At 59.4% G+C, this 12,345-nt stretch carries 9 protein-coding genes and 1 pseudogene; 7 read left to right on the top strand and 3 right to left on the bottom strand.

What is annotated here, in order from left to right; genetic code table 11:
- The first annotated feature begins 274 nt into the window (after positions 1-274).
- From ASE00_RS22225 to ASE00_RS22200, 7 genes are all read left to right on the top strand, one after another.
- Positions 275-2,722, top strand: a complete 2,448-nt coding sequence (locus tag ASE00_RS22225; protein WP_082594901.1) for a TonB-dependent receptor — start codon at positions 275-277, stop codon at positions 2,720-2,722.
- A gap of 48 nt (positions 2,723-2,770) precedes the next feature.
- Positions 2,771-3,832: an aromatic ring-hydroxylating dioxygenase subunit alpha gene (locus ASE00_RS22220; RefSeq protein ID WP_056383981.1), complete on the top strand. Its 1,062-nt coding sequence runs from the start codon at positions 2,771-2,773 to the stop codon at positions 3,830-3,832.
- A gap of 30 nt (positions 3,833-3,862) precedes the next feature.
- On the top strand, positions 3,863-5,125 hold the full coding sequence (locus ASE00_RS22215; protein WP_056383979.1) for a M24 family metallopeptidase: 1,263 nt from the start codon (positions 3,863-3,865) through the stop codon (positions 5,123-5,125).
- Between the two features lie 65 nt (positions 5,126-5,190).
- Positions 5,191-6,252 carry a gentisate 1,2-dioxygenase gene (gene gtdA / locus ASE00_RS22210; RefSeq protein WP_056383977.1) on the top strand — a complete coding sequence of 354 codons (1,062 nt, stop codon included), beginning with the start codon at positions 5,191-5,193 and terminating at the stop codon, positions 6,250-6,252.
- Positions 6,245-6,943 (top strand): fumarylacetoacetate hydrolase family protein, encoded by a 699-nt coding sequence (locus ASE00_RS22205; RefSeq protein ID WP_056383975.1) that lies wholly within the window; start codon positions 6,245-6,247, stop codon positions 6,941-6,943. The genes gtdA and ASE00_RS22205 overlap by 8 nt, the downstream gene beginning before the upstream one ends.
- Before the next feature lie 1,114 nt (positions 6,944-8,057).
- Positions 8,058-8,999, top strand: a complete 942-nt coding sequence (locus tag ASE00_RS23190; protein WP_082594900.1) for a LysR family transcriptional regulator — start codon at positions 8,058-8,060, stop codon at positions 8,997-8,999.
- A gap of 142 nt (positions 9,000-9,141) precedes the next feature.
- Positions 9,142-9,954: an IS5 family transposase gene (locus ASE00_RS22200; protein ID WP_056383973.1), complete on the top strand. Its 813-nt coding sequence runs from the start codon at positions 9,142-9,144 to the stop codon at positions 9,952-9,954.
- A gap of 15 nt (positions 9,955-9,969) precedes the next feature.
- On the opposite strand, the gene ASE00_RS22195 is transcribed toward ASE00_RS22200, so the two are convergent.
- The 3 genes and pseudogenes from ASE00_RS22195 to ASE00_RS22185 form a co-directional block, all read right to left on the bottom strand.
- Positions 9,970-10,209: a helix-turn-helix transcriptional regulator gene (locus ASE00_RS22195; RefSeq protein WP_235538794.1), complete on the bottom strand. Its 240-nt coding sequence runs from the start codon at positions 10,207-10,209 to the stop codon at positions 9,970-9,972.
- Positions 10,210-10,497: 288 nt separating this feature from the next.
- Positions 10,498-11,529, bottom strand: a complete 1,032-nt coding sequence (locus ASE00_RS22190) for an IS110 family transposase (RefSeq protein ID WP_056383971.1) — start codon at positions 11,527-11,529, stop codon at positions 10,498-10,500.
- 411 nt (positions 11,530-11,940) lie between these two features.
- Positions 11,941-12,252: pseudogene (locus ASE00_RS22185) on the bottom strand (integrase core domain-containing protein); the annotation flags it as partial.
- Between the last annotated feature and the right edge of the window lie 93 nt (positions 12,253-12,345).

Raw genomic sequence — 12,345 nt, 5'->3', positions numbered from 1 at the left:
CACGGCGGCGCGCACGACGATTCCATCATGTATCTGCTTCGCGCGCGGGCGCGCCGTGCGCACTCGGCATGGCGTGATCCTGCCCGTTACCATCTCGCGCCAGATCGAAAAACATAAGATTCTTCTTATGAATAAGCTATATTTGGCTATTTGTCTTATTTAACTGCCCCTGCCATCCCTGACGAACGAAATAGAACAAGAGCGCCGTCCGAGGCGCCGAGGTCGTGGGCACATCCCCGACCGAAGGGTTCAAGAGAGAGGGAGGGGGAGGCGCATGTCTAGGCTCAGAAACATTCTTGTCACCGGCGTGGCTACCGCCTGCTGGATCGTGTCTGCGGACGCGCAGGTAGCGGCCACGGGCGACGTCGCCATCACCGGCAATGCTGGCGCGGCAAGCGACGCCGATCCCGGAGATGAAATCATCGTTACTGCCCAGCGCCGCGCGCAGTCGGTGCAGGATATCGGCATCGCGATCTCAGCCTATAGCGCGCAGGCGCTGGCGTCCAAGGGCGTCGCCACCAGCGCCGATCTCGGCAGGATCACACCGGGCGTCTTCGTCTCGGGAAGCGCCGGCGGCCAGAGCAGCCAGTTCAGCATTCGCGGCGTGACCCAGAGCGATTTCAACGACGCCATCGAGGCGCCCGTCGCAGTCTACACCGACGAGACCTATATTCCGTCGCAGCAGGGGCAGACCCTTGCCGCCTATGATCTGGAGCGGGTCGAGGTACTCAAGGGGCCGCAGGGCACCTTGTTCGGCCGCAACGCGACCGGCGGCCTCGTACAGTTCGTGGTGCGCAAGCCGACGGATCAATGGTCGGCCAACGCGAGCGCCGATTATGGCCGCTTCAACCTTGTGAAGCTCGAAGCTGGGCTCGGCGGCCCGGTCGCGGAAGGTGTGTCCTTCCGCCTCTCTGGTTATCTGCGGCGGCACGACAATATTTTCCACAACGTCGCGCCGACGGGCGGGCTCGCGGCGGGTTCGCCCACCAGCCTTTCAGGCAATCTCAACCCGTGCTGCCACGATGTCTGGAACGATGACTCGCTGGCGTTTCGCGGACAGCTCCAGTTCGAGCCGACCGAGCGGCTGAAGATCCGTTTGAGCGGCGCTTATGCGCGGCAAAAGACCAACGGAGCGCCGGTCATCGAGCGGCCGACGATCGCGACCCTCGACGCGCAGGGCCGCGTGGTTCAGACCGACTTCGCATCGTCGGCCGAGACGCGGATCGCGATCAATCCCAATGGCGGCAATGTCGGCAGCAGCCGCCCTGACCTGTTCACGTTTGCGCCCGCCTCGGGCGGGCGTGCGCCGGGGGCGGATTTCTTCGGCTATGACGGCCGACAGGTGACGGGGCTGCGCACCTCGCTCGATTTCACCGGCGACGATATCAACAGCTTCTCGGATTACGATGCGGCGCTGCATGTCGATTACGATCTCGGCGGCGGCGTGTCGCTCGCCTCGATTTCCGATTACAAGCTGAACAAGAAGCAGCTCTTCGTCGATCTCGAAGCCTCGCCCGTCAATGTCGGCGCGTTCCAGACCCGCGCCCATGATGCGAGCTTCGCGCAGGAACTCCGGCTCAGTGGCTCGGCTTCGGGCTTCCGCTGGACGGCGGGCGGCTATTTCCTCGATATCGACGCCAAGTCCACGCGCGGTCTCGGCGGCCCGGCGGGATCGTTCCTGTCGGGGCTCTTTGGCCTGCAGTCGGTCGGCGTCGACGTGTCGAACCTGCTGCGGCTGCGCACGCGTTCGCTCTCCATCTTCGGCCAGGCGGAATATGATCTCGCGCCGCGCTGGACGCTGATCGTGGGCGCGCGCGGCATTCGCGAGCGCCAGGATTACGACTTCGCGTCGGTCGCGGCGGCAAATGTCGATCCCTTCCACGTCGATGGAAGCCCGGTGGTGTTTCCTCTGCAGCCGTCCTTCACAGATCGCCGCGTGCAGAAGTTGTGGACCGGCAAAGTTCAGCTCGAATTTCGGCCGGTCGGCGGGCTGCTGCTGTATCTCGGCGCCAATCGCGGTGTGAAGGCCGGAAGCTACAATGCGCTGTTCCTGCCGCCGCCGCTTCCCAACAACCAGATTCCGTACAAGCCGGAGCGGCTGCTGACGGGGGAGGGCGGCTTCAAGGCCTCGCTGCTCGATCGCCGGCTGACGATCAACGGCTCGGTCTATTATTACGACTATCACGATTATCAGGCGTTCACTTTCCAGACGGTCGGCGGCTACGTGCAGAATAAAGATGCACGTAATTACGGCGTGGATCTTGAAGTCACCGCCCGGCCAACCGAAGCGCTGACCGCTACGCTGGCTGCATCGTTGATGCATGCCAAGGTCAAGGATGTGGAGATCGCGCCGGGGCTGTTCCGCGATGTGCGGCCCACCTATGCGCCCAACCGCCAGATCAGCGCGAGCCTCGAATATCGCCTGCCGGTAGAGGTGGCGAACGGGCAGCTAAGCGCGCTGGTCGATGGCAATTATACGTCGAATTTCTTCAATAATATCCGTAACTTCAATTCGACCAGGATCGCGGGTTACACCCTTGTAAACGCCGCGCTTAACTGGAAGGACGCGAGCGGACGCTGGAGGCTGTCAGGCCGCGTCTCGAATATCTTCGACAAGCGCTATTATGGGATCGGTTTCGATCAAACCGAGGTAACCGGCGGCACGCAGATGCAGCTCGGTAATCCGCGTTGGTGGACCTTGTCGGTCAGCTACAGCCTCTGAATACCTACCTAGCCCGGTGGTGCGACTGCGGGGCGAGCGGAGAATGAAATGAAGGCCTATCTCAAAAACAGCTGGTACATGGCGGCTTGGTCGAGTGAGCTGGATGGAGGCGCTCTGGTTTCACGCCGGCTGCTTGATATTCCGACGGTGATTTTCCGCGGCGCTGATGGTCAGGCCACGGCGCTGCGCGATCGGTGTCCGCATCGGTTCGCGCCGCTGTCTCGCGGGAAGCTGGACAACGGTGTCATCGAATGCGGCTATCATGGTTTGCGCTTCGATGAGACGGGTCAATGCGTCGGTGGCTTCTTCCCGGGAACTGGTTCGTCATCCATACGCGCGCAATCCTTCCCCACTGTCGAGCAGGATAGCATCATCTGGTACTGGCCGGGTGAACCTGAGAAGGCAGAGATCGCGCTTATTCCCCGCTTCGAATATCTGTCCGATCCGGCTTACAAAACCATCGACGGCGTATCACTCGTTAGCGCCTATTACGAACTCATCACCGACAACCTTATGGATCTCTCGCACATCGAGTTTCTCCATCCAGCTTTCTGCGGCGTCCTTCAGGCAGCCAAGCACAGCGCCGTTCGAGATGGTGATACAATCAATTCGAACTGGTGGGCACCCAATGTCCCTCCGACCGGTGCGATCCAGCTGTGGTGGCCCGACAATAATGGGCGCATCGACCACTGGCTGGATATGCGATGGGACGCTCCCGCTTCGATGCTACTCCATGTCGGCGCGACGCACCCTGGCGCGGCGCGTGAAGACGGCATGTTTCAGCCTTCGGTCCATATACTCACGCCCGAGACCGAGGACAGCACACACTATTTCTGGAATGCCGGAATGCCCAGGGACAATCGTCTCGACATGCAGGAGATTGGGCGCCTGTTTGCGCTGTCCTTCGACGAAGAAGATGCACCGATGCTCGAAGCGGTGCACCAGGCGATGGGGGATGCCGATCTGTTCGATCTGGATCCGCTCCTCCTGCGGATCGATAGCGGTGCCGTCCTCGCGCGCAGGCGTTTGCGCGCGTTGATCGAGGACGAGGCACGGGACTCGGCGGTTTACAAGGCGCCGCACCGAACCGCCGAGGAATCTCACTCGTAGTTTAAAGTCTTCATCACAAGGGAGAATTCGATGGATGTCGCGACCCAGGCAAACCGTTACCTGTTGCCGGAAAGTCCGATCCTGAGTCTGGTAGAGCGAGACCGGCGCTGGGCCGCATTGCGCAAGATGATGGAACGGCTAGACCTCGAAGCGCTGGTCGTCTTCGGGTTACGCGGCCGCGAGCGTTACGAGGGATATCTTTCCAACGAATCCATCGAGGGGATCGTGATCCTTCCGCTTCGCGCCGAACCTACGTACGTCACCTGGACCTATCACCGGGTAACGAGGCGTTTCCCGGCAAATATGCAGGACACGGACTTCTGGATCGACGATGTCCGTGCTGGGCCGACCGGCCCGCTGATCGCATCGGTCCTGAAGGAAAGGAACCTTTCATCGAGCCGCATCGGAGTGGTCGGGCTCGACAGCAAGTCGCCCGGCGAGATGGAGGGTATTGTTCCCTATCGAACTTGGATGGCTGTCACGAGCACGCTGCCCGATGCCCGGTTCGTCGACGTGACCGTTGAATTCAGCAAGGTCATGGTCGTCAAAAGCGCGGAGGAACAACGACTGGTTCGACATGCGGCGCAGATCGGTGAAAAAGCGTGCGAGGCGATGCTGGAAGTGACCCGAGCTGGCGTCCGTGAGCGCGACATCTACGCCGCGATCATGGAGGTGGTGCACAAAAACGCGGCCTTCGGCCCGCCGCCCAGCCTCATCATCAGCATTGGCGCCGACGATATCGGATGGGCGCCGCCCTACTGGACCTACGCCGGTGGGGAGTCCCGCATCGTCCGTGAAGGCGATCTCGTGCAGGCCGAGATATTTCCCGCCTATGGCGGCATGGAAACGCAGATGCAGATGTCAATCGCGATCGAGCCCGTCCCCGCCGTCCTGCACGAACTGGCGGCGATCACACGGCAAAGCTACGAGATCGGCTTGGCCGCCGCGCGGCCGGGGATCAGCTTCGCCGAAGTCGACAAAGCGATGGCGGGCCCGGCTCGCGACTGCGGCTGCTGGACTTTGACGCCTTTAATCCACAGCGTGAATCCCCTCGTCCTCGTCGGCCAGATCGGGATCAACATCGAAAATGTCCCGCCCGCAATGAACCATGGCGGAGCCCGGGCCATTCCGCCGTTCAACGACATGATCCTCGAACCCGGTATGGTCTTCGCGCTCGAACCCGACGCATGCCGCGACAATCATCGGGTGAACATTGGTGGCACCATCATCATCAATAAAGATGGCTGTGAAGAGATTAACGAACTGCCGACGCAGATGAATATGGCAGGCTGATACCAATGTGAGCGTATCGGAGCCTAATCGGAACTTGATAGATGACAAGGATGGGGAGTGTGTTGATGGATGATGGCATGGTAGAAACCGTCAATCGCGCTGCCGAGGCCGGGCGCTCGCCGTTTTACGACAGGGCGCGACAGCAAAATCTTGCGCCATTGTGGCGGGTGCTCGGCGGACTCGTGACCGAGTTCCCCCGGTCTACGGCGGTGCCGGCAATCTGGCGGTACGGCGACGTCCGACCCTATCTCATCGAAGCATGCGGACTGATCTCGACAGAGGAGGCAGAGCGTCGTGTGCTGGTGTTCGAGAATCCCGGATTGCCAGGCCAGTCTCGTATCACCCCCAGCCTGTTCGCCGGCTATCAAATCATCCTGCCGGGTGAAGTCGCGCCGGCGCACCGCCATGTCGCTTCGGCGCTGCGGTTTATCATTGAGGGCAAAGATGCCTATACCGCGGTGGCTGGCGAGCGGACGATGATGGCGCCGGGCGATTTCGTCATCACGCCGTCCTGGACCTGGCATGATCATGGCAACGAATCCGATGGTCCAATGGTGTGGATCGATGGCCTCGACATGCACATCGTCAATCTGTTAAGCGCTAGCTTCCGCGATAGCTATCCGGGCGCGGCCCATCCGCTGACCCGGCCGGAGGGCAGCGCTTATGCCGAGGCGGGGAGCAATCTTCTCCCCGTCGATTTCCAGTGCGGTTCGCAGACCTCGCCGATATTCAATTATCCCTATCGCGCCAGCCGCGAAGCCATTCATCGCTACAGCCTGACGCGCGATCCCGATCGGCATCACGGCTACAAGATGATCTATATCAACCCAGTAACGGGCGGCTCCGCTATGCCGACGCTCACCACCGCGCTGCAACTCCTGCCTGCGGGCTTCGCGACGGCGCCCTATCGCTCGACGGCGGGTACCATTTTCTCGGTGATCGAGGGCATGGGCACCGTTACCATCGGGGACAACAGCTTAGAATTTGGTCCCAAGGATCTCTTCGTCGCCCCAAGCTGGTTCCCGCTTTCGTTCAGCGCAGCTAGCGAGGTCGTCCTGTTTTCCTATTCCGATCGCGTCGTGCAGGAAAAGCTCGACATCTTCCGGGAATCATACGTCAATGACTGACAAATATCTTTTCGAGCCCACAGTCACAACGGTGCCGATCGAGGGGCGTACGGAATCTTTTCCGGTGCGCCGTATCTATTGCGTCGGCCGCAACTATGCCGAGCATATCCGCGAAATGGGGGGCGATGCACGGCAGCCGCCATTCTTCTTTCAGAAGCCCACCGACGCGATCGTGCATGATGGCGCCACCGTTGCCTATCCGCCTTACACGCAGGATTTCCAGCACGAGATCGAACTCGTTTTGGCGATCGGCAAAGGCGGTCGCGACATTGCCAAGGAAGAAGCCTCGGCGCACGTTTTCGGCGTGGCTATTGGAATCGATCTGACGCGGCGCGATGTGCAGGTCGAAGCCCGCAAGGCGGGCCGGCCGTGGGAAATCGGCAAATCCTTCGATCGGTCAGCACCGATTGGTGCGATCCGTCCGATCGCGGATCGCGGCATTCCCTCAACCGGCTTTATTGAGCTGCTGGTGAATGATGAGGTGCGGCAGCGGGGCGATCTGTCCGAGATGATCTGGAAGCCCGCGGAGATCGTCAGCAAGCTGTCTGAACAGTATCGTATCGAGCCCGGTGATCTCATCTATACAGGAACGCCGTCCGGCGTTGGGCCAATGTCCGTTGGAGATCGTGTGAAAGGGCGGATTGAATCGCTCGGTGCGATTGCCGTTCTGATTGCTCCACCGGGAGAATGAAGTAACCGTGCTCAGCGATGCCCTACATTATGATATGGTCGTATGGCGGATATATTCGCGAGACAGCACTTGGGCTCGGGATGAACACTCGAGAACGGCGTTTTCGATCTCTCCATGCTCCCTGACGTCGTTGCGCATGGTCCTTAGACAGCGCCCGCTAGCGATAGGCAGCGGTGGGGGACGGTACAGGTCCGTCGCACGGTAGCAGGACTTCATTGTCGCACCGAGCAACAAGCGCCTCGTGAAATTGCTCGTGGATGAACTCCCCATAGTCGGCGATCTTGGCCGTCACGGGAGAATTCCTTGTCGCCTTTTTGAGTTGGCGAAGCGCGGCTAAAATGTCGCCTTCCCAATTGTATAATCAAGTGCCATAGTAAAGGTCAGCACAAACAGCTCGACTCCGGCTCTCGCCTCACGCAGCTCAACGAGACGCTTCTTGCTCACAGGTGTGACACAAAAGCCGTTTTAATCGCTTGCATAAATCAGCCCTTAGCTCACAAAGCGCGAGTGATATCGGCCCACAGAGGCCCGACGAGCGGGCTCAAATTCTGAATCCGACCGTTTGCTTGCTAGACTAGCTGGGGAATTATATCCCCACTTCGTGCGGTTTATCGGCGGGGAAAAATATGACATAGCCGCTGGTGACGGGATTGCGAATGAGTGGGTCGGAATGCTTCGCGGGATCTCTGACTGTCCGCAATCTCGGAATGCGTTTCCCCATCTATTTCAAAAGAGAAGATCGAGAACTCCATCTGTGGATTTTACGAATGCTGGTGCGCTGGAAGCCGTTTCTGCGGGCGTAATCCGCTTGGAATCAGGCCTTCGAACGGCCACCCTCCATCGAGAGGCGTTAGTTTCGAAACCGCCTGATCCAGACGTCGCATAATAGATGCGTTATATATATTCTAGATTTTTATATTTGCGTTGAACGGCTTTTTTGGGAACCCTGAGCCTTGATATTACAAATAGGGGCCTGCGCAGGAGGCAGCAGATGAGAGAAGATATTGCGCCCGTTATAACTTCGATGCTTTTTCTGCCGTTGCCGATTTAGCAAAACTCGGAATTCTTTATGCCTTTATCATCGCAGTGTGTGCCTATTTAGTGACGGTCTGAGATGCCACAGCTTCCGAGGCGGCGGCCTGAGATCCGACAACTCGAGATATTTCTCAAAGTTGTCGAAACCCGGAATTTCGCGGCCGCCGCACGTCAACTTGGCACGAGCCAGCCGGCGATCAGCCAAACCATTGGACGCCTGGAAGAAATCGTGGGCGCCGATGTATTTGAACGCAAACGCGGATCTCCGGTGGAATTGACGCCGATCGGTCGCGCGATATTGCCGTCGGCTCGATCATTGATACACACGATCGATCAGCAATTGGCAACCGCAATTGCAACAGCCCAAAGTCGAAGGGGTTCATTAACTGTTGGCTTCTACACCGGACTTGGTACAGGACCACTTTGCGACGGCATCGCAGCCTTCGCAGCAGAACGCCCTGACGTGAGGCTGCGGCTTATAGAAGCCTTACCACACGAACTGCACCGCCAATTAAATGAGCGGACGATTGACGTTATGTTCGTCGCTTTGTTGCCGGACCTTTCATCGGCGACGATAGTGCAGGAACGTTTATGGGACGAGCGAATGCTGGTGGCACTTCCAGATCGACATCCAATGGCTTCCGAAAATTCGCTAGGCTGGGACGATATCGCCAAACTTCGGATCTTGATGCGAGCGAATGGTAGCGACCAGACAGGCCATCACGCCGTTCTAGCCCGCATCGGTGCACGACCGCTTGACTGCGAATTTCACGATGTTTCGCGTGGTGCGCTTGTCGAAATGGTGCGCATGGGTCTCGGCGCCACAATATGCGTTCAGTCCGCCGCGAATGTTCGTCCGGGTATCACGTACGTGCCTATTAGCGGCGCGAAGGCGCTTGTAACCATCGAGGCTGTGTGGAAGCGGAGCGATCGTAACCCGATCCGACACAGCCTATTAAAGTCTGTCCGAGATAGCGCGCGAGCCACCCACGTTGATCTGCGACCATTTCTCGCCAAATGATCCCTCTCCGTCGGACGAATTGTTAGCGCGTGGCCACGACGCTCAACCCCCTAAGAGGCTGTGTCAGAACGCCACCGTAACGGTGGACGGCCGAGCTTCGATGTGATTCCGAGGGGTTGCGACACCAACCTTGGAAGCCATCATGTGGAACCCGACCGCCCGCGCGCATCATAGCCGCGCGCAGCTTCGCTATGGAAGCGATCTTACCGACGCGGAATGGCATTTGATCGAACCGTATTTGCCTGCACCATGCCAATGCGGACGGCGAAGGCGTTGGCCGATGCGAGAGATTATCGAAGCCATTTTCTATTTGCTGCGGGCAGGATGTCCCTGGCGACTTTTGCCTGACAGCTTTCCGCCATGGCGCACGGTTTACCGGTGGTTCTGCACCCTGCGCGACGATGGGATATTCGAAAGCCTCAACCACCATCTCGTCCAGATCGACCGCGTCCGAACAGGGCGAGAACCAATGCCATCGGCGGCGGCTATTGACAGCCAGAGCGTAAAGACAACCGAAGCGGGTGGACCGCGCGGCTATGACGCAGGGAAAAAGATCTTGGGCCGCAAGCGCCACGCCATGGTCGATACGGACGGCCGCGCGCTTGAACTACTGGTTCATGGCGCTGATGTGCAGGACCGAGACGGCGCAGTGCCTTTGCTCAGGCAGTCACGCCAGCGGCACCCCTTGGTCGAGCACGCCTATGCCGACAGCGCCTACAACAGCGATCGCGTCCGGGACGCCACCTCCATCACGATAGAAATCGTCCGAAAATTCGCCGATCAGACCGGCTTCGTCGTCCATCCCAGACGATGGGTGGTCGAACGGACCTTCGCATGGCTTAACCGAAATCGTCGATTGGCCAAGGACTTCGAGCGAACCATCAAATCCGCAACTGCCCTACTCTATGCCGCCGCTGCCATCGTCCTCATCAGGCGTATCGCTCGTTACGCATAAGATTCAAGACAGGCTCTAAGATTCGCTCCTTGTTGAGTTCGGGAAGTCCATCCTTGGAAAACAACTCTGCTGGCCGCAGGTCGAGCGCTTCGCAAACTCCCATATCGTCAGCAACGTGACATTCTGCTCGCCACGCTCCATCAGACCGACATAGGCGCGGTCGACACCCATTTTCGCGCCGACGGCCTCTTGGCTAAGGTTGGCAGCAAGGCGAAAGCGACGAAGTTTGCGGCCAAAGAGCTTGCGCATGTCCATCGCAAGGTTAGAAGCGATGCGGTTACTTTAGTGCTTCTGTAATGGGCCTTCATTCGTCAAGTCCCTCTGAATGATTATCTCGTCGCCGGGATCATGCTTCTGTCCGTGGTCAACACGAAGGTCGCCACACCATGCCATCAGATCCTCAAGCCGACAGGTCAATCTAGGAAGCGTGCTTCGCCGAGGCGATCACAGCACTACACACGACCTTGCCAAGCCTGCGTCCCAGCGACGGGACCTCATCAAACGCAGTCCTTCTAATTGCCTACGTCAATCACATAGCTCTCCTCACGCCGCGACGGCATTCGCGCTCCAGCGAAAGTCCGTCGTATCCATCCACATGCGGTGCAGGACGACGCCCAGCTTGCGCGCCAGCGCCACCTTCGCGCGCTTCATGCCACGGCGCTGCGCCACATCGAGGGCCCAGCGCTTGAGGCTGGAAAAGCGCGTTGCCCGCGTCAACATGATATGCGCTGCTTCAAACAAGGCGGTCCGCACCATCGCATCGCCGACCTTGCTGACACCGCCATCCCGGTCCGTTTCGCCGGATTGATATTTCTTCGGCGTGAGCCCGAAATAGGCGCCCACCGTGCTCGATTTCCCGAACCGCGACGGATCATCCACGGCAGATCGATAGGTCAACGCGACCAGCGCGCCCACGCCAGGCGTCGTCATCAATCTCTGGCAGACCTTGTCGGCGCGGGCGATTTTAAGCATCGCCCGGTGGAGACGCGTGAACTCGTCCCACAGTGTTGTGCGCGCTGCCAGCATCCCGCCGATCACCATCGACAATGCGGCCTGTCCTTCGATCAGTTCATGAATGCGCGCCTCGAAACGTCTGCGGCTGACCTCGCCAACCTTCAATCCGTAGCCACGCAGGATACCCCGGATGCTCAGTTCCACGTCGAGGAGCTTGCCCTGCAAAAGCTTGCGTCCGACCAGAAGCGCTCGGATGTCCTGGGCCGGTGGCGATTTTGCATGAACCGGACGATACCAACCCATGCGGAGCAACTGCGCGATCCCCCGCGCATCCTTCCGGTCCGTTTTCACCGTCATCGCCGAAAGCGCCGCTTTCACATGCCGTGTCTCCAGCAACACGACTTCCCGTCCCGATGCAACCAGCGCCGCGTGCAGCCACTGGGAAAGTGGACCCGCCTCCAGGCCGATGCGAACCAGCTCCAGATCCAGCTCGTCGAAATAGCCAATCAGGCACTCGGGCTCGCTCGCCACCTTGACCTCGCGCACCACTTTGCCCTTCGCATCCACCACGCAAACGCTGCTCTCTTTCAGAGAGACATCGATTCCGGCATAATAGTCCATGGCTGTTCCTCTCATGATGCTCGAGGCCGATCGCTCGGACCTCGTTCCAACACCATCATTCTGAGGGACAGCCACCCACCTGGCTACCTTGGAGACGCCGGCCCATTACGGCATCTACGTATTATAAAACCCGCAAGACTGGAATCTGAATGGCCCAGCGATCCGATCAGAATGCAGAAATCGGTAACTGGGCTCCTGCACGATGCGCAGTTGACCGACGCGTTGAAGTGGACTGCCCGCGATGACTGGTCCGGGTCCGGCGTTAGCTTCCGGCTTGGTGAAGCGCTTGGGTTCTGTGGTCCGGGTCCGGCGTTAGCTTCCGGCTTGGCCTACCCCGATCGGGGTAGGCCAAGTTTCTGACCTGGCAAGGTATTCCNTGAAGCGCTTGGGTTCTGTGGTCCGGGTCCGGCGTTAGCTTCCGGCTTGGCCTACCCCGATCGGGGTAGGCCAAGTTTCTGACCTGGCAAGGTATTCCACAGGGGTCAGATTGCCAAGACCCATGTGAGGACGGCTAACGTTGTAGTCCCGCCTCCAGGCCTCGATCAGCCGCTTGGCCTCTGGCAGCGAAGCGAACCAGTGGACATTGAGACATTCGTCCCGGACCGACCCGTTGAACGTCTCGATATAGGCATTGTCCGTAGGCTTGCCGGGTCGGCTGAAGTCGATCCGCACACCATGATGGTAGGCCCACAGATCGACCAGGCGACCGGTAAATTCGGCGCCATAGCACATTGGGAAGCGGCCTGATCAAGGGCCGGATTGCCTTGATGGAGACAAGGGCGCGTAGCGCCCGCCGGCTTCATCAAGGCAGTCATG

Origin of the sequence: Sphingomonas sp. Root710, from assembly GCF_001429065.1 — a bacterium.
GTDB lineage: Bacteria > Pseudomonadota > Alphaproteobacteria > Sphingomonadales > Sphingomonadaceae > Rhizorhabdus.
Note: the sequence above shows the minus strand (reverse complement) of the source record. Positions and strands in the feature narration are given on the sequence as shown.

Excerpts from the sequence above, each read along its gene's own strand:
- ASE00_RS22225 (WP_082594901.1), top strand. The coding sequence starts at position 275 with ATGTCTAGGCTCAGAAACATTCTTGTCACCGGCGTGGCTACCGCCTGC.
- ASE00_RS22220 (WP_056383981.1), top strand. The coding sequence starts at position 2,771 with ATGAAGGCCTATCTCAAAAACAGCTGGTACATGGCGGCTTGGTCGAGT.
- ASE00_RS22215 (WP_056383979.1), top strand. The coding sequence starts at position 3,863 with ATGGATGTCGCGACCCAGGCAAACCGTTACCTGTTGCCGGAAAGTCCG.
- gtdA (WP_056383977.1), top strand. The coding sequence starts at position 5,191 with ATGGATGATGGCATGGTAGAAACCGTCAATCGCGCTGCCGAGGCCGGG.
- ASE00_RS22205 (WP_056383975.1), top strand. The coding sequence starts at position 6,245 with ATGACTGACAAATATCTTTTCGAGCCCACAGTCACAACGGTGCCGATC.
- ASE00_RS23190 (WP_082594900.1), top strand. The coding sequence starts at position 8,058 with ATGCCACAGCTTCCGAGGCGGCGGCCTGAGATCCGACAACTCGAGATA.
- ASE00_RS22200 (WP_056383973.1), top strand. The coding sequence starts at position 9,142 with ATGTGGAACCCGACCGCCCGCGCGCATCATAGCCGCGCGCAGCTTCGC.
- ASE00_RS22195 (WP_235538794.1), bottom strand. The coding sequence starts at position 10,209 with ATGGACATGCGCAAGCTCTTTGGCCGCAAACTTCGTCGCTTTCGCCTT.
- ASE00_RS22190 (WP_056383971.1), bottom strand. The coding sequence starts at position 11,529 with ATGGACTATTATGCCGGAATCGATGTCTCTCTGAAAGAGAGCAGCGTT.